This is a genomic window from Rhodoblastus acidophilus (genome assembly GCF_900187365.1).
GTDB classification, from domain to species: domain Bacteria; phylum Pseudomonadota; class Alphaproteobacteria; order Rhizobiales; family Beijerinckiaceae; genus Rhodoblastus; species Rhodoblastus acidophilus.
In genome coordinates, this window is record NZ_FYDG01000003.1 from 126,004 (window position 1) to 146,564 (window position 20,561).

The 20,561-nt window shown below is 63.0% G+C and carries 16 protein-coding genes and 1 tRNA gene; 5 read left to right on the plus strand and 12 right to left on the minus strand.

What is annotated here, in order from left to right:
* Positions 1–78 precede the first annotated feature (78 nt).
* Entirely contained in the window at positions 79–1,908 is a 1,830-nt protein-coding gene (gene aspS, locus CFB24_RS08895) for an aspartate--tRNA ligase (protein WP_088520247.1), read from the plus strand.
* A gap of 179 nt (positions 1,909–2,087) precedes the next feature.
* On the plus strand, positions 2,088–3,836 hold the full coding sequence (locus tag CFB24_RS08900; protein WP_088520248.1) for an AIPR family protein: 1,749 nt from the start codon (positions 2,088–2,090) through the stop codon (positions 3,834–3,836).
* An 83-nt stretch (positions 3,837–3,919) separates the two neighbouring features.
* Here CFB24_RS08900 and CFB24_RS08905 read toward each other — a convergent pair whose 3' ends face one another.
* Together CFB24_RS08905 and thrS are read right to left on the minus strand one after the other, a co-directional pair.
* Complete coding sequence (locus CFB24_RS08905; protein ID WP_088520249.1) at positions 3,920–4,261, minus strand: TM2 domain-containing protein; 342 nt, start codon at positions 4,259–4,261, stop codon at positions 3,920–3,922.
* Positions 4,258–6,186, minus strand: coding sequence for a threonine--tRNA ligase (thrS, locus tag CFB24_RS08910; RefSeq protein WP_088520250.1), 1,929 nt, complete (start codon positions 6,184–6,186; stop codon positions 4,258–4,260). Before thrS ends, CFB24_RS08905 begins: the two co-directional genes overlap by 4 nt.
* A gap of 476 nt (positions 6,187–6,662) precedes the next feature.
* On the opposite strand from thrS, the gene CFB24_RS08915 reads away from it, so the two are divergent.
* Positions 6,663–9,446 (plus strand): beta strand repeat-containing protein, encoded by a 2,784-nt coding sequence (locus CFB24_RS08915; protein WP_088520251.1) that lies wholly within the window; start codon positions 6,663–6,665, stop codon positions 9,444–9,446.
* A 64-nt stretch (positions 9,447–9,510) separates the two neighbouring features.
* Here CFB24_RS08915 and CFB24_RS08920 read toward each other — a convergent pair whose 3' ends face one another.
* The 4 genes from CFB24_RS08920 to CFB24_RS08935 form a co-directional block, all read right to left on the minus strand.
* On the minus strand, positions 9,511–9,780 hold the full coding sequence (locus CFB24_RS08920; RefSeq protein WP_088520252.1) for an usg protein: 270 nt from the start codon (positions 9,778–9,780) through the stop codon (positions 9,511–9,513).
* 139 nt (positions 9,781–9,919) lie between these two features.
* A complete protein-coding gene (locus CFB24_RS08925) occupies positions 9,920–11,662 on the minus strand; it encodes a cytochrome P450 (RefSeq protein WP_088520253.1) in 1,743 nt (580 codons plus the stop codon).
* Positions 11,663–11,809: 147 nt separating this feature from the next.
* Positions 11,810–11,883, minus strand: a tRNA-Gly gene (locus CFB24_RS08930).
* Positions 11,884–11,945: 62 nt separating this feature from the next.
* Entirely contained in the window at positions 11,946–13,760 is a 1,815-nt protein-coding gene (locus tag CFB24_RS08935) for an ABC transporter ATP-binding protein (protein ID WP_088520254.1), read from the minus strand.
* Positions 13,761–13,880: 120 nt separating this feature from the next.
* Between CFB24_RS08935 and CFB24_RS23035 the strand changes: the two genes are divergently transcribed.
* Positions 13,881–14,057 (plus strand): hypothetical protein, encoded by a 177-nt coding sequence (locus CFB24_RS23035; RefSeq protein WP_158255178.1) that lies wholly within the window; start codon positions 13,881–13,883, stop codon positions 14,055–14,057.
* Between the two features lie 7 nt (positions 14,058–14,064).
* On the plus strand, positions 14,065–14,469 hold the full coding sequence (locus tag CFB24_RS08945; protein ID WP_088520256.1) for a CoA-binding protein: 405 nt from the start codon (positions 14,065–14,067) through the stop codon (positions 14,467–14,469).
* Between the two features lie 6 nt (positions 14,470–14,475).
* On the opposite strand, the gene CFB24_RS08950 is transcribed toward CFB24_RS08945, so the two are convergent.
* The 6 genes from CFB24_RS08950 to CFB24_RS08975 all read right to left on the minus strand — a co-directional run bounded on the left by CFB24_RS08950 (position 14,476) and on the right by CFB24_RS08975 (position 20,552).
* The gene (locus CFB24_RS08950; protein ID WP_141098397.1) at positions 14,476–16,179 is read right to left on the minus strand and encodes a methyl-accepting chemotaxis protein; all 1,704 of its coding nucleotides are present in this window, start codon (positions 16,177–16,179) and stop codon (positions 14,476–14,478) included.
* Positions 16,180–16,297: 118 nt separating this feature from the next.
* Complete coding sequence (locus CFB24_RS08955) at positions 16,298–16,741, minus strand: host attachment protein (protein WP_088520258.1); 444 nt, start codon at positions 16,739–16,741, stop codon at positions 16,298–16,300.
* 120 nt (positions 16,742–16,861) lie between these two features.
* Complete coding sequence (locus tag CFB24_RS08960) at positions 16,862–17,692, minus strand: FTR1 family iron permease (protein WP_088520259.1); 831 nt, start codon at positions 17,690–17,692, stop codon at positions 16,862–16,864.
* 274 nt (positions 17,693–17,966) lie between these two features.
* Positions 17,967–18,443 carry a bacterioferritin gene (gene bfr / locus CFB24_RS08965; RefSeq protein WP_088520260.1) on the minus strand — a complete coding sequence of 159 codons (477 nt, stop codon included), beginning with the start codon at positions 18,441–18,443 and terminating at the stop codon, positions 17,967–17,969.
* Between the two features lie 92 nt (positions 18,444–18,535).
* Complete coding sequence (locus CFB24_RS08970; protein ID WP_088520261.1) at positions 18,536–18,754, minus strand: (2Fe-2S)-binding protein; 219 nt, start codon at positions 18,752–18,754, stop codon at positions 18,536–18,538.
* A gap of 148 nt (positions 18,755–18,902) precedes the next feature.
* The gene (locus CFB24_RS08975; RefSeq protein ID WP_088520262.1) at positions 18,903–20,552 is read right to left on the minus strand and encodes an OFA family MFS transporter; all 1,650 of its coding nucleotides are present in this window, start codon (positions 20,550–20,552) and stop codon (positions 18,903–18,905) included.
* Positions 20,553–20,561 lie beyond the last annotated feature (9 nt).

A 20,561-nucleotide genomic window follows, 5' to 3' on the forward strand; every position in this document is an offset into this window, starting at 1 on the left:
GGCGCCGAGCCTCGCCCCCTTCACGCGAGGGGCTTTTTGGGCTAGGCAGCGCCAAACTCCTAAAAAGGCACAAGACACATGCACGCCTATCGCACCCACACCTGCGGCGAACTCCGCGACACGCACATTGGCGAAAAGGTTCGCCTTTCCGGTTGGTGCCACCGCATCCGAGACTTTGGCGGCGTGCTGTTCATCGACCTGCGCGACCATTACGGCATCACCCAATGCGTGGTCGATCCCGATTCACCCGGCTTCAAGACCGCCGAAGCCTTCCGCTCCGAATGGGTGGTGCGGCTCGACGGCGACGTGCGCCGCCGCCCGACCATGGACGGCAAGAGCACCGACAATGACGACCTCGCCACCGGCAAGATCGAAGTCTATGTCCGCGCCGCCGAAGTGCTCGGCCCGGCCGGCGAACTGCCGCTGCCGGTGTTCGGCGATCAGGACTATCCCGAGGAAACCCGTCTGAAATATCGCTTCCTCGACCTGCGCCGCGAACGCATCCACAACAACATCATGCTGCGCGGGCAGGTGGTCGATTTCATGCGCACCAGCATGAAGGGCGCCGGTTTCAACGAATTTTCCACGCCGATCCTGACGGCGTCGTCGCCGGAAGGCGCCCGCGACTTTCTGGTGCCCTCGCGCATTCATCCCGGCAAGTTTTACGCGCTGCCGCAGGCGCCGCAGCAGTATAAGCAGCTGCTGATGATGGCGGGCTTCGACCGCTATTTCCAGATCGCCCCCTGCTTCCGCGACGAGGACCCGCGCGCCGACCGCCTGCCCGGCGAATTCTACCAGCTTGATCTGGAAATGAGCTTTGTCACGCAGGACGATGTGTTCGCGGCGATGGAGCCGATCATCACCGGCATTTTCGAAAAGTTCGGCAAGGGCAAGCCGGTGACGAAAAACTGGCCGCGCATTCCCTATGCCGAGGCCATGCGCAAATATGGCTCCGACAAGCCGGACCTGCGCAACCCGATCATCATGCAGGAGGTTTCGGAGCATTTCCGCGGCTCCGGCTTCAAGATTTTCGCCCGCCTGCTGGAGCAGCCCAAGAACGAAGTCTGGGCCATCCCGGCGCCGACCGGCGGCCAGCGCACCTTCGCCGACCGCATGAACTCCTGGGCGCAGACCGAGGGCCAGCCGGGCCTGGGCTACATCCTGTTCTTCGACCGCGCCAAGGACGAAACCACCCAGAAGGAGCATCCCGGCGCGACCGGCGTCGGCGGCCGTGGCCCGCTCGCCAACAATATCGGCCCGGACCGCGTCGAGGCGATCCGCACGCAGCTTGGCCTCAACGCCGGCGACGCCGCCTTCTTCGTGGCGGGCGACCCGGAAAAGTTCGCCAGATTCGCCGGCATGGCCCGCACCAAGGTCGCCGAAGACCTCAATCTGGTGGACAAGGACCGGTTCGAACTCGCCTGGATCGTCGACTTCCCGATGTACGAGTACAACGAGGAAGACAAGAAGGTCGATTTCGGCCACAACCCCTTCTCGATGCCGCAGGGCGGGCTTGAGGCGCTGCAGACGCAGGACCCGCTGACGATCAAGGCGTTCCAGTACGACATCGCCTGCAACGGCTTTGAGATCGCCTCCGGCGGCATCCGCAACCACCGCCCGGAATCGATGGTGAAGGCGTTCGAAATCGCCGGCTATGGCGAGGAGACGGTGATCGAGCGTTTCGGCGGCATGTATCGCGCGTTCCAGTACGGCGCGCCGCCGCATGGCGGCATGGCGGCGGGCGTGGACCGCATCATCATGCTGCTGGCGGGCGAGCAGAACCTGCGCGAAGTCGCGCTGTTCCCGATGAACCAGCGCGCCGAAGACATTTTGATGGGCGCCCCGGCGCCCGCCACGCCCAAGCAGTTGCGCGAACTGCACATGCGCGTGAATGTCGAAGCGAAGTGACGAATCAACTCCCTCTCCCCGCACGCGGGGAGAGGGCAGGGGTGAGGGGCTGAGGCGTTGGCCTCGGCCCTCAAGAACGTCGCGATCAAAAGTGTCGCTTTGGGCGCTAAATTGACGCAGTGCCAAAGCGTATCGACTCGTCTAAATTTAATTAGCTATACATCCATAGGTACCGTAAGATGAATCATGCTCATTCTTGGGTGCACGCGTTTCAAGATCGATTAGATCTCGCACCATTTGGAAGTGCTGGGCTGGCCTTATTCGCATTAGCTCTAAAATTTGGATACGATGATGTTGCCTCAATTGGTATTGATGCCGTCGTAGATGGGCCGGACGACAGAAGCGTAGATCTGGTTTACGTTGATCGAGATCAGCGCTTGGCGGTTGTTGCACAATCTTACGTTGCAAATACGCCGAAAGGTCAGGCGAAAGCAAGTAAAGCTGCGACCCTCAGGCAGGCTCTGTCATATCTAATTGAGGTGGATCTGGAGAGCCTTCCGGAGCGGTTATGGCCAGCGGCGAGTGATCTGCGCTCAGCACTTGCTGAGGGAGCGATTGATCAACTCTACGTTTGGTTTGTTCATAACTGCCCGTCGTCCCGGAATGTCTCCAATGAGATAAGAACTGTTGGGGCGACAGTGACTTCTATGATCCGAGCTCATTTTGAAAACTCAAATATAGATATTTTTGCGGACGATATTTCTAGTGAGGTTCTTGAGCAGCTTTATACAGATACAAACACTCCGATACTTGTGAATGATAAAATAAGCTTCATTACTCATACGACATTATCATTCGAAGAGAAAGAATGGCAGTGTGTTATTGCGCCAATTAAATTATCTGATTTAAAGTCTCTTTACACTAGTCATGAGACGAGGCTTTTTTCTGCTAATGTCCGCGACTTTTTGGGTATGAAGGCAGGTGACTCTAATATTAATCATCAAATGCAGAAAACAATATCTGAAAATCCGCAAAATTTCTTTATATATAATAACGGGATCACTCTGTTGACGCATGGAGTGGATGTCTTTGATGTGCCTAATGGTAAAAGGATCGACGCGCACGGTCTATCCATTGTTAATGGTGCGCAGACTACTGGAACGGTTGGAACCTCAGAAATAGAGCCTCCAGCCGATGCGTTTGTTCTTGCGCGCTTTATCTCCACTAAGAGTGGTGATCTTATTGGTGATGTTGTGCGTTATAACAATCGTCAAAACGCTGTAACGGCGTCTGATTTCCGGAGTACAGACAGTATCCAAAAACAACTTGTCGATCAAATGAAGCGCATTCCCAACGCGGAGTACGACGGTGGTCGGCGAGGCGGTGTTTCGGCAGCGATAAAACGACGTCCAAATTTGCTTCCTTCCTACTCGGTTGGGCAGGCATTAGCCGCAGTGCACGGCGATCCTACGGTCGCTTACAATGAAAAGTCGGCTATTTGGTCAAAGGATGCCCTTTACAGCCGCTATTTCAACGAGCAGTTAACAGCGCGGCATGTGGTTTTTTGCTATGGCCTGCTTAAGGCAGTCGAAAATGAGAAGAATGAACTGCGCAAACGTGAGCATAATCACGAGAAGTTGACCAAGGCCGATATTGCAAAGCTTGAGTTTTACCGCAAGAGAGGTGCAGTCCTGCTCTTATGCGCTGCAATTGGAGAATGCCTTGAGACTATTGCGGACCGTGTCATTGCGAACCGATTTTCCCTAACTTTTGGTGAAAAAGATTCGCCTGAAGATGCTGCGGCATACTGGCAGCCGACCGTGAAGGCAATTTCAGGGCTTCATGCTCATCTTGAGAAAGCCTTTAGTGATGGCTTGAAAAATCAAGAAAAAGTACGTGAGACACTAAAGAATTTTTCGCAAATTGTTGCGACACTGCGGGCTCCTTTTGCTGAATTCTTCAAGTCAGTCGAAAATAAGCTTTCCTAAGTTTTGAATATATCATCTGTAAGATGCGTCTCTACGATCAGCGAGTCGTAGAGACGTTGGTGACGCGTGCTGGGTGCCCCCTCTTACGTCCACAAATTGACTCGCGCGCCCTGCTTGTCGGTGAAATTGCCGAACAGGATCATCACGAAATCAAACACGGTCCAGACCACAAAACCGCCGCCGGTGATCAGTTGCAGCAGCCCCGTGCCCCACTTCCCGACATAGAATCGGTGAAACCCGAACAGGCCGAAGAAGAAGCACAATAGCGCAGCCGGCAGGATGCGCTTGGTCGTCGCGGTGTTGGGCGCGCCGCAATTGGGGCAGGCGACGGCGGTTTCGTAAACCTGATGGCCGCAGGCGCGGCAGATCAGCAATCGGGGGCCGCCCGCAATCAGATTGGGCGCGCCCGCAGGACCAAAACTCATCGCAAATCCGGAGGCGTCGCCTCCGCTCCCAGATTAGCCAAAGCCTCGTCCAGCGTCGCAAACGTCTGCGCCTGCGAACCAAGCCGGCGGATCGAAACGGTGCGTTCCGCCGCCTCCTTGCGCCCGACCACGATCAGCACGGGGATTTTCGCCAGCGACAATTCCCGCACCTTGTAATTGATTTTCTCGTTACGCAGGTCAGTGTCAACCCGCAGTCCCGCCTTGCGCGCGAGCGCGGCGATCTCCAGCGCGTAATCGTCGGCGTCGCTGGTGATGGTGCAGATGGTGGCCTGCACAGGCGACAGCCAAAGCGGCAGATGCCCGGCGAAATGCTCGATCAGGATGCCGGTGAACCGCTCCAGCGAGCCGAACACGGCGCGATGGATCATCACCGGAGTCTGCTTGTCGGAATCGGCGCCGATATAGAAGGCGCCAAACCGTCCCGGCAGGTTGAAGTCCACCTGCGTCGTGCCGCACTGCCACTCGCGGCCGATGGCGTCGCGCAGAGTGTATTCGAGCTTCGGGCCGTAGAACGCGCCTTCGCCGGGGTTGATCCCGGTCTTCACGCCCTGCGCCGCCAGTTCGTCCAGCACCTTTTTCAGCGCGGCCTCGGCCCGGTCCCAGTTCTCGTCGGAGCCGACGCGTTTTTCCGGGCGGGTCGAAAGTTTGACGACAATATCCTCGAAGCCGAAGTCCTTGTAGATGGTCATGACCATCTCATTGACCTTCATGGCTTCGCCCATGATCTGCTCTTCGGTGCAGAAAATGTGGGCGTCGTCCTGCGTGAACGCGCGCACGCGCATCACGCCATGGATGGCGCCGGACGGCTCATAGCGATGCACGATGCCGAACTCGGCGATTTTCATCGGCAGGTCGCGGTAAGACTTCAGACCGTTCTTGAAGATCTGCACATGGCCGGGGCAATTCATCGGTTTTAGCGCGAAAATCCGTTCATCCTCGGTCTTGGTGATGAACATGTTCTCGCGATAGGTCTGCCAATGGCCCGAGGTCTCCCACAGCGCCCGGTCCAAGACCTGCGGCGTGTTGACTTCGATATAGCCCGCCGCCTGCTGGCGCCGTCGCATGAACGAAATCAGGCACTGGAACAGCGTCCAGCCCTTGGGATGCCAGAAGATCGTGCCGGGGCCTTCCTCCTGGAAATGGAACAGATCCATTTCGCGGCCCAACCGCCGGTGGTCGCGCCGCTCGGCCTCCTCCAGCATTTTCACGTAAGCGTCGAGATCGTCCTGCTTGGCGAACGCCGTGGCGTAAATGCGCTGCAGCATCGGCTTGGTGGAATCGCCGCGCCAATAGGCGCCGGCCACCTTCATCAGCTTGAACGCCTGCCCGATCTTGCCGGTCGAAGGCATGTGCGGCCCGCGGCACAGGTCGAGCCATTCGCCCTGGCGATAGATCGAAATTTTTTGGTCGGCCGGAATCGCCTGCACCAATTCAACCTTGAACGCCTCGCCATGCTTTTCGAAATAGGCGATGGCGTCGTCGCGCGACCATTCCTCGCGCACGATCGGTTTGTCGGCGGCGACGATCTCGCGCATCTTCTTTTCGATGGCGGCGAAATCCTCCGGCGTGAACGGGGTCTCGCGGTAGAAGTCGTAGTAGAATCCGTTCTCGATCACCGGGCCGATGGTGACCTGCACGCCCGGATAAAGCGCCTGCACCGCATCGGCCAGCACATGCGCCGCGTCATGCCGAATCAACTCCAGCGCGCGCGGATCCTCGCGGTTGACGAACTCGATTTTAGCGTCGGCTCTGATCGGCGTCGCGGCGTCCACCATCTGGCCGTCCAGCATCATGGCGACGGTTTTTTTGGCCAGCGAAGGGGAGATGGCTTTGGCGATGTCGAGGCCGGAAACGCCGGGCTCATAGGCGCGCGAAGCGCCATCGGGGAAAGTCACGGAAATCATGTTTTTCTCCTGCTCACTCGCCGAGACGGGCCGGCGTAAGCGATGAACGACGTTCCCACCTAATCCTTGTTCGCCAAAAGTGCAATCGCTCTGCGGAAGCCGTACGCAACCTTTGACGCGAACCAAGACGTCATGACCTAAGGTCATGTACAAAAGAGAGTTTTGTTTGAAAGCACATCTGTTTCGTCCTGAAGATGCAACCGGAAGGATGCAACAAACTGAAGCTTTACAATAAAGAAGCGTGTGCGTATCGTGGCGACAATTTGTTTTTTATGGTTCGACCCAGATAAGGCCGACATGAAGTGTTTTCAGAGAGATATATGGCGTCTCAGGCATGTCTTCGTGAGAATCCTTGCGGAAGCCGTCCCGGACGCGCGCGCATCTCCCGAACCTTCCCGCGTCATCTTTCAATCGACATCCGCACTCAGAGCCACGCGGGCGCCCAATTGGCTCGCCAATGAAAACGGGGAACAGACATGCTGACAATTAACGGAGCCCTCTCGCTTGAGGGCGACACGCTCAGTGCGACCAAGGGGCTGTCGGGCCAGGGCGCGGATGGAAGCGGCCCGGGAACCATAAACGTCGGTCAGGACGGCGGAATCGTCCTGAACAAGACGGCGACCATCGCCAATCTGGTCATCAATCTCGCCGGCGACAACGCCTACCTTCAACACAACGAATCCGACGCGAACGATTACGCCGCCAATGGCGGCGCCCTGACGCTGGCGGCGAACACAACGGTGGTTTCGACCGGCGCGCAGACCTCGATCAACAGCTACGGTAATTATGACGGCGCCATCGTCAATAACGGCGCGATCGACGTCGTTTCCGGAGATTTGACGATCGCGCCCGGCATTTTCGTCAACAACGGCGCCATCGATGTCCTCGGCGGCGGGTTGTCGATCGCCTATAATACGCAGTTCTCCAATTACGGAACGGTCGCGATCACCAACGCCCAGTGCGCGGTCGGGGCCGTGACCGGCGCGGGCGGGTTCGTGCTGAACGACAACGCCCGTCTGGTGATGACCGGCGCGGATGCGGGCGGGACCATCGCCTTCAACGCGTCCAACGCCACGCTCGAACTCGGCTATGGCGTCCAGGTCGACGCCGTCATTTCCGGCTTCGACCGCGGCGACCGGATCGTGGTCGACGGTCGGATCACCGACGCCGTCTACAATTCGGGCGACGGGACGCTCAAACTCTACAATGACGGCGGCCTCGTCGAAACGCTGACGCTCTCCGGCGCCTCCTACACGTTCGATCTGTTCACCGTGACCTCGAACGGCTCCGGTTCGGTGATCACCGAACTGCCGAACGCCGCCACCGTGGACCAGTATCTCGCCAACAAGGCCGCTTTCGACGACCTTCGGGGCGGCTTCGTCCTTCTCGACGCCGCAACCAACATTGCGGCGCATCTGGCCCAGCTTGACAACCCGGCGATCAGCTCAATCGGGATCGTCGACAATGCCGCGCTCTCGGTGAGCGTCGCCCAGTTGGCCGATGCGACGGCGGCGCTGGCCAAGCTTCAGAACCAGGACCAGACCTCCTACAAACTCCTGGTCTCCGGCGCGGCGGCGGATGTCGCAGCCGGCCTGTCCACGCTGGCGGCCGATCTCGATCATATCGTCTCCATCGCGCTGACGGATTCCGGCCCGGCCGTCGTGACGCTGAGCATCGCCCAGGCCGCCGACGGCGCGGCCGCGCTCGCCAAAATCACGACGCCGCACACGCTCGCCATCGCCGATGTCAGCGCCAATGTCGCAAGCTTGACGGCCGATCGGATCGCCGCTCTGGCGTCTCAGGGCGTCACGACGATTTCCGTTACGGATCAACTCGTCGCCCTCAACAGGACCCAGAGAACCGCGTTCGGCGCCGCCCATATCGCGCTGCAGGAGCCGTATAGCGGCGGCAGCTATCAGATCGTTGACTTCAACGACGACGGTTCGGTGCACGAAATCCAGCGCTTCGGCGTCGCCAACAGAAAATGGGACGCCACCGAGACGATCTTCGGCGCCAATGGTAAGCCGGTCCAGCAGACGGCGACCGTCGGGGCGGGCCATGACGTCGTTTATATCAAGGATTACAACGCCGAGGGCGTCGCCGTCCATATGATCCGCACCAGCCTGTCCGGCGCGGCTTCGGAGACCTGGTACAACGACGCCGGCAAGCGGACCCGACAGCTCTCCGCCAATGGCGTCGCCACCGTTTACAGCTATGACGCCAACAATGTCCTCACCGAGACCGTGCAGAGCGGCGTCACCGGACGGAAATGGGATACGCTCGACACGCGTTACGTCGCCGGCGGCAAGACCCTGACGGCGACCCTGGGCGGCGCTCTCGTCTATCAAAGGGATTACGACGCGGCGGGGGTCTTGACCCACTCGATCACCACCGCGCTGTACGGCTCGGCTTCGGAGATCTGGTACTCCGCCGGGAGCAAGTCGGTCAGCCAGGTCGCCGAAGACGGCGCCACGACGCTGTACACCTACGACGCCAACAACGTGCTGGTCGAGGCGCGCGTCAGCGCCATCCCCGGCCAGGCCTATGACGCGACCGCCGCGATTTTCGTCAACGGCAAGGTCGTCTCGGAAACCTGGACCAAGCAAGGCGTGGTCTGGCAGACGGAAAGCTGGGACGCCAGCGGCGCCGTCGCCGACGTCCATAATTACGTGAGCGGCGCGTTTCAGGGCGTCTCCTACACGTCGGTCGATCATCTCTACGCCGCCGGGCTGAAGACGGCGGACGTCTATCTCTCCAGCGACGGCGCGACGCTGGCGCGTCAGGACTACGCCTCGAACGGCGGTTGGACGATTTCCGTTGGCGGCCTCGTGAAAACGAAACTGGCGAACGCCAACGGGAGTTCGGAAATCCGGACCACTGGCATCACCGGCCAGAAATATAATGAAACCGACGTGTTCTACGACGCCAGCGGCAAGGGGGTCAGCGAGGCCTGGCTGTCGAACGGCGTGGTCACGGCGATCAAGAACTGGAACCCCGACGGAACCGTCAACAGCGTCGAATCCGGCGCGCGGTCGAGCGTCGATCTGCTTGCCTTCGATCCGGTCTCGACGACGCTCGGCTATTCGGAAAACGCCGGGGGCGGCGGCGTGCTGACGCTGTCCCAGGGCGCCGAGTATCTGAGCTTCGCGCTGCTTGGCCAGTTCTCAGCGGCGGATTTCGCTCTGACGCCCGGCAGCGCCGGGGGCGTGACCGTTAGCGCGCAAAACGGCCAGACGGTTTTCCTCGCCGCGCACGCCTGAGTTGACGCGCCGCCGCTTCGCGCGGCGGCGCTTCCATCGTTTCCTGCGCGCTTCGTCTTCGACGTCAGTGCAGCCGGAATTCGGCCCCGACCAGTCTCAGTTCAGCCGGCTTGATCAAGCCGGAATGGCCAACGATGACCTGATGGATGGCGCCCTCGATCTTCTCGGTCCAGAATTGCAAGAACTTGCGCAATTCGGGAAATTCGGGTTGCAGATCGTAATTCTGCCAGACGAATTCCTGAATGATCGCCGGATGGTCCGGCATGCGGTAAAGGATATTGGCCGTGGTCATGCCATAGCCCTGCAACTGCTTGACGAAGTCACTCGAGACCATCGAAACACCTCCAGTCCTGTGGGAATATTAGGGGGCTGTTTCAAAAAACTGTCAAGAATTCAGTCTGTTAGTACTCATGCGGCGTGAGTGCTGATTTTTGGCCGCTCGCGCGCGAACTCTTACCGTCCGCGTCCTGCGGTCAGGCGCGCAGCCGCAGGCGCACGCGCAATCCCGCCGGCGACATGACGAAGCCGAAGGATTCCGCGACGTCGGCCGCCGCGCCCATGCGCTCCACATCGAAATGCTTGTAGAGCATCGCCAGAATCGTGTTCATTTCGACAAGGGCGAGCGCGCGGCCCGGACACATGCGCGGGCCCGACCCAAACGGAAGATGCGCGCCGATATCATGCGCGCCGCCGGCGTCGGCGGTTCGGGACTCCAGCCAGCGCTGCGGCCGGAACGCGCGCCCGTCGGCGAAATGTCCGTCGTCGAGCGCGGCGGGGCGAGACAGCGCCGCCACGAGGGTTCCGCTGGGGATCTCGACATCGCCGATCTGCGTGTCGACATTCGCTTCCAGCAGAATCACCGGCCCCACCGGCTTGAGCCGCATCGCTTCATTGGCCACGGCGTTGGTTGCGGTCAGCGCATTGGCCGCGTCGATGTCCTCCGGCGCGGCGGCGTCTCCGAGTTGGCTGTCGGCTTCGGCCCGGATCCGCCGCCCCCAGTCCGGATGGTCCGCCAGCAGGTGAATCGCCCAGGCGGTCGAATTGGCGGTGGTGTCCTCGCCGGCGAGCACCAGGGTGAACAGGTTCGAGAGGATGACGTCATCGGAGAAGGCGCGGCCGTTCTCATCGGTCGCCCGCGCCATGGCGTCGAGGAAACTCGCCGGCGCGCGTGCGTTTTGGCCGCCCGCCGCCCGCCGGCGCGCCGCTGCGAGCAGGCCCGACAGCCAGGAATGGACTGCCGCGACCGAGCGGTCGAAGCGACGGTCGCCCGGCGATCGCAGCAGGCGCCATGTCGGCAAAAGCGCGAAGATCCGGCGCGAAAGCGCGGGAAGAATGACGGCGAGATGCTCGTGAATCTCGCTCTCCTCACGCTCCACCGTATTGAGGTCATGGCCGAACACGACCAGCAGGGTCACATCGACGGTGAACCGCTTCAGTTCCTCCACCATGTCGAAGGACGCGCTCTCCAGCGCCAGCCGGCGCCAGCGTGTGCGCAGCCGTCGCGCGACGGTCTGGATATGCGGATAGACTTGGCGGAGATGGCGTTGCGACAGCGCCGCCACGGTCAGTTTCCGTTGCAGCCGCCAGCTGTCGCCTTCGGCGTTGAACACGCCGCGGACGCCGATTTCGGCCAGGATGCGATCGAGACTGGCGGGCCTGCGGAACGTTTCGGGCCGGCGCCGCAGCACATGGTCGATCAGGCGGGGATCGCTGACCGCGACGGCGCGGGCGCGGCCCAGCGCAAACCGGTAAACGGAGCCGTAGCGCGCCGCCCAGCCCTCCAGAACCAAATGGATCGATTGGGGTTCGAGCTGATGAAGATTGCCCAGAAAGGGCAGCGGCCGGGGGCCGGGCAGCTCATGCAGCTTGCGCGCCGCCGGCTTCGAGCCGGCGCAGTCGCCGAGCGCCGAGACGTCGGCGAACAGGGCGCCGTCCCTTTCGACGATCGGGCAGGACGCCAGAAGCTCGGGGCCGCCGGCGCGGCGGCCGGAGGCGACGTCGAACCGCCAGCGATGGTTGCGGCATACGAGATGGCCGCCGTCAATCTCGCCTTCGCCGAGCAGCGCGCCGAGATGCGGACAGCGGCCCTCGAAGGCGCGCCACCCGTCCGGCGTGCGAAGCACGGCGAGGTCGCGGCCGTCGACGGAGAGCGCGAACGGCCCGGCGCCGACAAGCTCATTGACCGGCGCGACGCGCGCGAAAGACGCAGGTTCCATGGATGACCTCCCTGGCGACGACAGGCGTTATCGAAGGCGGGGCGGCAGCCATTTTCATGAAGTCCGTCGTCGTCGAACGGCGGCGTTGAAGTTTCGCGCACGCGAATCACGCTGCGCGCAAGCGCCGAGCGTCCAATCCGGGAGATCTGGAGCGGGTGAAGGGAATCGAACCCTCGTATTCAGCTTGGAAGGCTGCTGCTCTACCATTGAGCTACACCCGCGCGCCCCTTCTTATGCCAAGCATTGCCGGTCGGGTCAATCGCCGGAGGCGTCCGCCCGCGCTTCAGCCGCCGAGAAACCCGCCGCTCTGGCGCCGCCACAACTGCGCGTAAAGTCCGTCGCGCGCCAAAAGTTCCGCATGCGAGCCGTCCTCGACGATCCGGCCCTTGTCGAGCACGATCAGCCGGTCGAGATGCGCGATGGTCGAGAGCCGGTGCGCGATGGCCAGCGTGGTGCGGCCGCGCATCAGCTCGGTCATTTCCTGCTGAATCGCGGCCTCCACCTCGCTGTCCAGCGCGCTGGTCGCCTCGTCCAGCACCAGAATCGGCGCATCCTCGAGAATCACCCGCGCGATGGCGATGCGCTGGCGCTGGCCGCCCGACAGTTTGACGCCGCGTTCGCCCACCTGGGCCGCGAAGCCGCGCGCGCCATCCTGATCCGACAGCGATTCGATGAAGGGTTCGGCATGGGCGCGCCGCGCCGCCTCGCGCAGCTCGTCGCAGGAGGCTTCGGGGCGGCCGTAGGCGATGTTTTCCGCGATGGTGCGATGCAGCAGACTGTTGTCCTGCGTCACCACGGCGATATGGCTGCGCAGACTGCGCTGGGTGACTGCGGCGATATCCTGGCCGTCGATCAGGATCTTTCCGCTTTTGAGGTCGTAAAAGCGCAGCAGCAGATTGACCAGCGTGCTCTTGCCCGCGCCGCTGCGCCCGATCAGCCCGACTTTTTGCCCCGCCGGAATCACCAGGGCGAGGCCTTCGACCACTTTTTCGCCGCCGTAATCGAAGCTGATGTTTTTGAACGCGATGGTTCCGCCGCCCGGCTTCACCTGCAAGTCCCCGGCGTCCGGCCGGTCCACCACCGACCAGGGCTGGGCGATGGTCTCCATACATTCCTCGACCCGCGCCAGCGCCTCGAACACGGCGGTCGATTCGTGGCGGATCCAGCCGGACATGTTGACCAGCTGCCACACCATCGGGATCACCATCACGGCGACGCCGGAGCTGATGCGCCCCTCCTGCCAGTGCGCCAGGGCCAGCGTCGGCGCCGAAATCAGCAGCGCCACATTCATCGCCGAATGGGTCGCGCCCATGCGCCAGATGCGGTCGAGCGCCCGCCCGAAACTCGCGCCATGCGCTTCCAGTTCGGCCAGGGTCGCGGCGGTCTCCTCGGCTTCCCGCGCGAACAGCTTGACCAGGCCGATATTGGCGTAGACGTCGTTGATATGTCCGACCAGCCGGGTATGGTCGCGATTATGCGCCAGTTGCAGTTTTCGCGCGCGGGGCAGGAAATAGAACAGCGAGGCGATATAGGCCGTCAGCCAGACCACCACGGGCGTCGCCAGCCACAGGTCGAAATGCATCATGGTTCCGACCACGGCCACCGAGAAGAAGCCGCAATACCACATGGCGCTCATCACGCTGCGCAGCGGGTCGCGCAGGGCGGCGCCGCCCTCGACCACCTTGTTGGCGATGCGGCCGGCGAAATCATGGGCGAAATAGGCCATGGAATGGCCCAGCGTGTAGCGCGCCAGCTGGTAGCGGATCAGATTGTTGAACCGCGGCGTATAGATGTGGTCGTAGATGAACCACAGCACGATCATGAAGCCGCCCCAGGCGACCAGAATCGGCGCGGCGACCTGCCACAGCCAGGGATGGTCGAGCACGTCGCGCGTCGCGCTCGCCGCGTTGATGTCGTTGACCAGCCAGCCGATCATGACCGGAATCATCGCCTGTCCTGCCGCGACGCAGGCCTCCAGCGTGAGCAGGACGAGAAGCAGGCCCTTGATCTGGCGGACGAAGTGCCAGATGAACGGCCAGAGTTCCGAGGGCGGCGGGCCTTTGGGCGCGCCTTCGAGCTTGATGAGGTCGAGCGGCATGGCGTGATCGGGGAGGGGAGGAGTGCGCCCCCCTTTTACGAAAGGCCGCCGGATTAGGCGAACGATTTATGGGCGCCGGGCGCGCGGCGCCGCAGGATGGCGCGTCAAGCCGGAGGAAAAATGGCCGATCTCGATCTGATCATGCAGGCGCTGGCCCTGACCGCGATCGTGCTGTACCTGCTGCCGCGCGTGATCGGCGGGCGCGGCGCGACGGCGCTGCCCTGGATCGGCGCGGCGCTCCTGACCGGCGGAATTATTATCGCGCTGGTTCAGACCTTCTTCTGGTTCTCGAAATGAGGACGGCATGACCGACGAAATCGGCGCAGTGTTGCGCGAGGTGAAAACCATCGCCCTGGTGGGCGCCAGCGCGCGGCCGGACCGGCCAAGCCATGAGGTGATGGCGTTCCTGCAGAGCCGCGGTTACCGGGTGATTCCCGTCAATCCCGGCCTCGCCGGCCAGACCCTGCTGGGCGAGCGCGTGTTCGCCAGCCTGGGCGAGATCGACGCGCCGATCGACATGGTCGATGTGTTCCGCCGCCCGGAAACCGTCGCCCCCATCGCCGAGGCGGCCATCGCCGTGGGCGCGCGGGTTTTGTGGCTGCAATTGGGCGTGGTCAACGAAGACGCCGCGGCGCGGGCGCGCGCCGCCGGGCTGAAGGTGGTGATGGATCGCTGCCCGAAGATCGAATGGCTGCGGCGCCACGGCTGATCGCGCTTACGCCGCCCGGATCGACTGCAGGAACGTATCGACCTCCGCGCGCATCAGCCCGGCCTGACGCGCCAGTTCGGCGGCGGAGCTGAGGATCTGGTCCGAGGCGCTGGACGATTCCCGCGTCGCCTGCAGCACGCCGCCGATATTGTCGGCCACGTTGCGGGCGCCGGTCGAGGCTTCCTGCACATTGGCCGAGATTTCCTGCGTCGCCTCGCCCTGCTGGCTGACCGAGACGGCGATGGACTGAGCCACCGCCGCCGACTTTTCGGTGGCGCGCACCACGCCCGAAATGTTTTCCGCCGCGCGCGCGCTGGTCGCCTGGATGTCGGCGATCTGGGCGCTGATTTCGGCGGTCGAGCGCGCTGTCTGCTCGGCCAGCGATTTCACCTCCTGCGCGACGACCGCGAACCCGCGTCCCGCCTCGCCGGCGCGCGCGGCTTCGATGGTCGCGTTGAGCGCCAGCATGTTGGTCTGTCCGGCGATGTCGGAGATCAGGCTGACGATGCCGCCGATCCTCTCGGCGGCGAGGCTGAGTTCGCGCATCCGCAGGTCGGTGCGTTCGGCCTGTTCGGCGGATTCCCGCGCGATCTCCTGCGACTGCCGCACCTGCTCGTCGATCTCCTTGACGGAATAGGACAATTGCTCCGTCGCGGAGGCGACCGAGCCGATATTGCCGGAGGAGGCCTCGGAGGCGGCGACGACGGCGGCCGCCTGCGCCTCGGCCTTGGCGGCCGAATCGTTCATCGTGCGCGCGACCACCTGAAAGTTTTGCGCGGCGAGCGACACGCCATTGACGATGCCGCTGATCGACGCCTCGAACTTTTCCGCGAGCTGGGCCGAGAGGGCGCGGCGCTGCGCTTCCTGGCCGGCGCGGGCCGTCTCGGCTTCCTTCTCCAGTTTCTTGCTGCGCAGCAGATTGGCCTTGAACACCTGCAAAGTCCTGGCCAGCGCGCCGATCTCGTCGCCCCGCTCGCCGCCGGGGATGCTGACGGAATCGTCGCCCTTGGCGAGGCCTTCGAGCGCGTCGATGGCTTGGCGCAGCGGCGAGAGCAATCCGAACAGCAGCGCGAACGCCACCGCCAGCGTCAGGACGAGGCTCAACGCCAGCCCCCCGCTCACGATCTTCTTGCTCAGTCCGGCGATCCGCTCCTCGGCGTCGCCCTCGCGCTGCGCCGTGGCGATATTGTAATCGAGGTCCTTGGAGATGATCTTGACGAGCTTGTCGCGCGTGGCGGCGTCGCCATTGGTGAAGGCGTTCATGGCGCCGGTCATGTTGCCGCTGCGGGCGATGTCATGGGTGTCCAGCGCCGACTGGCGGAAGTTGGGCCAGGCTTTTTGGAATTCGTCCATCAGCTTTTCGTCGTCGGTCCCGACGTTGATCAGCGGCTTGTAGGCGTCGAACGCCTTGTCCACCTTGGCGGCGGCGTCGGCCATGAGGTCGTCGACGTTTTCGGCGCCGAAATTGGCGGCGATGGCCAGCAGGCCATTGGCTTCCGCCAGACGATAGGCGTTGATGGCGCCGCGCAGCAGCGAAACGCGATAAACGGCAGGCAAACGGTTCTTGACGACGACGGAGGAGGTCGCCTCCATCTGCTGCATCTGATACAGCGACACCAGGCCAAGGGAGGCGACCACTGCGACCAAGCCGAATAGCGCGCCGAGGATTTTCGTGCGCGCGCTGGTGTTTCGCCACATTGTCACGATCACGTCCGCCTCCGAACAACTTAATTGGAATTCGACGGACGGCAGACTAGACGGGCAAGGTTGCGCTGGCCTTGCGCGTCAAGGGCCTGGAAGCCCATGACGCGCCGATGACGCGGCGTTTTTAGCCGATCAGATGCTTTTCAATGTCCCAGACCGGCATTTTCGTCAGATCCTTGTCGATTTCGGCGACGATATGGGTCTTGACCTCGTCATGCAGCGCCTTGCGCAATTCGGCCAGCGTCCGGGCCGGCGCGGCGATGGCCAGCGCGCGGACGCCGCGTTCGCGCACCAGCCGCTCCAGCGCGGCGGCGGCCTGCTGGGCGAATTTATGTTCCTCGATGTCATGCCAGTCTGCGGATTCGACCGCGCTGCGGGCGGCTCCCACGCCCACCCGCCCCGGACGGTCGCTGCCCTGGTCGCGGGTGGCGGGGTTTTCGGCGTCGGCCATCACCTGCTCGGTGACGAAATTGGCGAATTTCTCATCGCCTTCATTGCGCAAGAACAAGGCCTTGCGGCCATCTCCCACGAAAACATAGGCGTCATGGGGCAGGGCGAGCTTGGTCATGGGGTCGTCTCCAACGCGAGGCGGGGACTCACGCCCGACGGCGCAAAAAGTTCCCGCTCGCCCCGAGTGAACGCCGCCGCCCCCGCCGCCGCCATGACCCCCGTCAAGGTTTGGTCCGGCTCAGGCCTGGGTCGGGCGCGGCTGCAACGGCTTGGGCGCCGCCGCCCGCGTGGCGAGGAAAATACCGATGAGCGCGACCAGATAGACCGCGAGCTGCATGCCGGAGGGCCTGTCGACATAGCCGAACAGCACATGCAGCATCCGGCCGACAATGCTGTCGTCGGGCAGGATGGCCGAGGTGTTCCACACCGTGCGCGACCACGCGTTCACCAGCCCGGCCTGCTGCAGATAGACCACGCTCTGCGCCGCCATGCCGGCGGCGAGGAAGGTGATCAGCCCGGTGGTGACGCCGAACAGCGCCTTGGCCGGAATTTTCACGAGGCCATAGAACATCAGGGCCGACAGGCCGGCGCCGAGCGCCAAGCCGCCGGCGCCGCCGGCCAGCATCGAGCCGACCGTCTCCTTGCCGGAAGCGGCGACGCCATAGAGGAACAGCACCACCTCCGAGCCCTCGCGCAGCACGGCCACGGCCACCACAATGGCCAGCGCGGTCAAATCCTTGCCGCCCTTGGCCACTTCCTGCCCCACGCCGCGCAATTCCGCCGCCATCTCGCGGCCATGACGCGCCATCCAGATATTGTGCCAGCCCAGCATGACGGTGGCGACGATCAGCACGGAAGCGTTGAACACCTCCTGGCCCACCCCTTCCAGCGCATTGGACAGTTCGCCCGCGAACACGGCCAGCAGGCAGGCGCCCAGCACGCCCGCGGCGACGCCGACGGCGACATAGCTTCCCCGGCGCGGAACGCCGCGTGTGACCGCGAGCACGATGCCGACGATCAGGCCGGCTTCAATGACTTCGCGAAAGACAATAATGAGCGCGCCGAGCATTTCTTCAATCCTGGACCTGTTCAAGCGGCGCGGCGGCGGTTCCGCCCGCCGCCGCGCCGGGGATTGACGCGTTACGACAGCGCGATGGGAGAGAGCGCATCGCGCCTCCCGCTTATCGCAGGCGCGAAGCCGCGTCGCAAAGGAATGTGGCCAGTTTAGAAAACTTCAAAACTCCGGCGTGGCCGTGGCGCGCACAAACGCAAACGCAAACATGCAAAGGGGAGGCGACCTGCGCCGTCCCCACCGCCTGCTTCGATCCGACGCTGTTCGCGTCTCAGGAAATCTCGCCCATATGCTTCTGGCCGTAGAGCTGAACGCCCACCTGCTTGATCAGCTCAAGCTGGGTTTCGAGGAAGTCGATATGCTCCTCCTCGTCATGGGTGAGCTGCTCGAACAGGTTTTGCGTGACGCGATCGTTGACGGACAGGCAATAGGCGGCGGCTTCGAGATAGAGCGCGCGGGCGTCCAGTTCGGCCGCAAGATCGGCGCGGAGGATTTCCTCGATATTCTCACCGATGCGCAGGGCGCTCAGCTCCTGCATGTTGGGAAAGCCTTCGAGAAACAGAATGCGCGCCGTCACCTTGTCGGCGTGCTCCATTTCCTCGATGGATTCCTTGCGCCATTTCTTGGCGAGTTCCCGATAGCCCCAATTGTCCAGGATACGGTAATGCAGCCAATATTGGTTGATTGCGGTGAGTTCGCTGCGCAGGGCCTTGTTGAGATATTCAATGACTCTTGTGTCGCCGCGCATGTTGTTCTCCCGGAGTTTTTTTCAGGGAGCCAAGTCTAACCGGCCGCCGGGGCGGCGCAAGCCGATAATAGTGGCGCCCCACCGGGCGAATTTCAGGCGCAGGCGGAGAGATCGGCCTGGCCGCGCGACGGCTCCTCGCCGCCGCAGGACGAGTCGAGCGCCGAGCGAATGCTGCGAATGCACTTGCCGCATTTGGGCGCGCGTCCCAGGCAGCGGAACACCTCGCTGGGCCGTTCGACCGGCGCGCCGCACGGCTTGGACGCGGTTTGAACGTCGCGGTCGGAAATCACATTGCAGGAACAGAGAATCATGGGTCCGCCAAGCTTGAGCGAAAACGGTGCAGTTCCAGGGCATCAAAAGAATGCCAGCGTTCCCGCTCGCCGCAAACCATATTGGCGTTGTTTGGAAGGTTTCTAAAAAAAGCCCGGAGGGGGCGCCTCCGGGTCTCATCGCTTGGGGTCACTGGAAGATGGCCAGCGCTTTTTGCAACGTCTGCCACACGCCCCAGGCGAGGGGAACGCCGACCGCGCCCCAGGCCAGCGCCGCCTTGATGTCGAACGCGCCGCCGCCAATGCCGTAGCCGCCGATCGGGCCGGACGGAATCGCCTGCGCCGTCGCGAGTTTCTCGCTCTCGTCCTCCGGCATCAGATATTTGGGGTTCACCGGCCGCACCAGCGCGTTGCAGATCAGCCCGACCACAAGGAAGCCGGCGAGAATGTACAGGGTGGCGTCGTAGAGCCGGTCCGCCGGCACGCCCGCCGCCTTGTTGAACTCGCGGATGTAGTTGACCACCACGGGGCCGACAATGCCGGCGGTGGACCAAGCCGTGAGCAGGCGGCCATGGATGGCGCCGACATAGGCCGTGCCGAAAATATCCGCGAGATAGGCCGGCACGGTGGCGAAACCGCCGCCATACATCGACAGGATGATGCCGAACGCCAGCACGAACAGCGCGCGGTCTCCGCTATGCGCCAGCGTCGGCGCCGCTGCGTAAAGGGCGATGCCGAGGCCGAAGAAGATGAAATAGGTCGCCTTGCGCCCGAAATGGTCCGAGGACGAGGCCCACAGGAAGCGCCCGGCGATGTTGAACAGCGACAGCAAGCCCGCAAAGCCCGCCGCAATCACCGCGATGGCGCCCTTCTGCGAGGCGTCGAGCGCGGCGAAGCCCAGCTCCGGCTTGCCGATCAGGGCGCCGCCGAAAATCTCCTGCAACATGGGCGAGGCCATGCCGATCACGCCGATGCCGGCGGAGACGTTCAGGCACAGCACCAGCCAGATCAGCCAGAACTGCGGCGTCTTGTGCGCGTCGCGCAGATGCACGTTGCCGCTGGAGATCATCCTGTTGCGGGTCGCGGGCGGGGTCCAGCCCTCCGGGCGCCAGCCGTGCGGCGGCACGCGATAGCCCAGCGCGCCGCCAAGCATGTAGAGGAAATAAACGCCGCCGAGCACGACAAACGTTTGCCAGACGCCGACGCTGTCCGGCGTCTTGAAATGGTTCATCAGCAGCGCCGCCAGCGGCGAGCCGATCATCGCGCCGCCGCCGAAGCCCATGATGGCCATGCCGGTGGCCATGCCGCGCCGGTCGGGAAACCATTTGATCAGCGTCGAGACCGGCGAAATATAGCCCAGCCCCAAGCCGATTCCGCCGATCACGCCCGGTCCCAGCCACAGCAGCCAGAGCTGGTGCCAATAGACGCCGGCGGCGCCGATCAGCAGCCCGCCGGCCCAGCAGAAGGCGGCGACAAGCCCGGCCTTGCGCGGCCCGGCGCGCTCCAGCCAGCCGCCCCACAGCGCCGCCGAGGAGCCGAGCAGCACGAAGAACAAGGTGTACATCCAGCCGAGATCGGCCACTTTCCAGTCGCAGCTGGTGGTGAACAGGGCGGTCAGCAGGCCGGCGCCGGCGGGGCAGGCGACGGATTTGGCGATTCCGAGCGATTGGCTCAACGGCAGCCAGAACACCGAAAAACCATACGCCATGCCGATGCAGAGATGGATGGCCAGCGCGGCGGGCGGAACGAGCCACCTGTTGAAGCCGGGCTTGGCGACGGTGGCCTCGCGGTCAAGCCAATGCGGCGCCGGCGGGGCGCCAGCGTGAATCTGTGCAGTCATTGCTTCCTC

Coding starts and splice junctions, on each gene's coding strand:
- CFB24_RS08920 (WP_088520252.1), bottom strand. CDS start 9,780: ATGGTCTCGAGTGACTTCGTCAAGCAGTTGCAGGGCTATGGCATGACC.
- aspS (WP_088520247.1), top strand. CDS start 79: ATGCACGCCTATCGCACCCACACCTGCGGCGAACTCCGCGACACGCAC.
- CFB24_RS08905 (WP_088520249.1), bottom strand. CDS start 4,261: ATGAGTTTTGGTCCTGCGGGCGCGCCCAATCTGATTGCGGGCGGCCCC.
- CFB24_RS08925 (WP_088520253.1), bottom strand. CDS start 11,662: ATGGAACCTGCGTCTTTCGCGCGCGTCGCGCCGGTCAATGAGCTTGTC.
- CFB24_RS23035 (WP_158255178.1), top strand. CDS start 13,881: ATGGCCGATCTCGATCTGATCATGCAGGCGCTGGCCCTGACCGCGATC.
- CFB24_RS08955 (WP_088520258.1), bottom strand. CDS start 16,741: ATGACCAAGCTCGCCCTGCCCCATGACGCCTATGTTTTCGTGGGAGAT.
- CFB24_RS08945 (WP_088520256.1), top strand. CDS start 14,065: ATGACCGACGAAATCGGCGCAGTGTTGCGCGAGGTGAAAACCATCGCC.
- CFB24_RS08900 (WP_088520248.1), top strand. CDS start 2,088: ATGAATCATGCTCATTCTTGGGTGCACGCGTTTCAAGATCGATTAGAT.
- thrS (WP_088520250.1), bottom strand. CDS start 6,186: ATGATTTCCGTGACTTTCCCCGATGGCGCTTCGCGCGCCTATGAGCCC.
- bfr (WP_088520260.1), bottom strand. CDS start 18,443: ATGCGCGGCGACACAAGAGTCATTGAATATCTCAACAAGGCCCTGCGC.
- CFB24_RS08970 (WP_088520261.1), bottom strand. CDS start 18,754: ATGATTCTCTGTTCCTGCAATGTGATTTCCGACCGCGACGTTCAAACC.
- CFB24_RS08915 (WP_088520251.1), top strand. CDS start 6,663: ATGCTGACAATTAACGGAGCCCTCTCGCTTGAGGGCGACACGCTCAGT.
- CFB24_RS08935 (WP_088520254.1), bottom strand. CDS start 13,760: ATGCCGCTCGACCTCATCAAGCTCGAAGGCGCGCCCAAAGGCCCGCCG.
- CFB24_RS08960 (WP_088520259.1), bottom strand. CDS start 17,692: ATGCTCGGCGCGCTCATTATTGTCTTTCGCGAAGTCATTGAAGCCGGC.
- CFB24_RS08975 (WP_088520262.1), bottom strand. CDS start 20,552: ATGACTGCACAGATTCACGCTGGCGCCCCGCCGGCGCCGCATTGGCTT.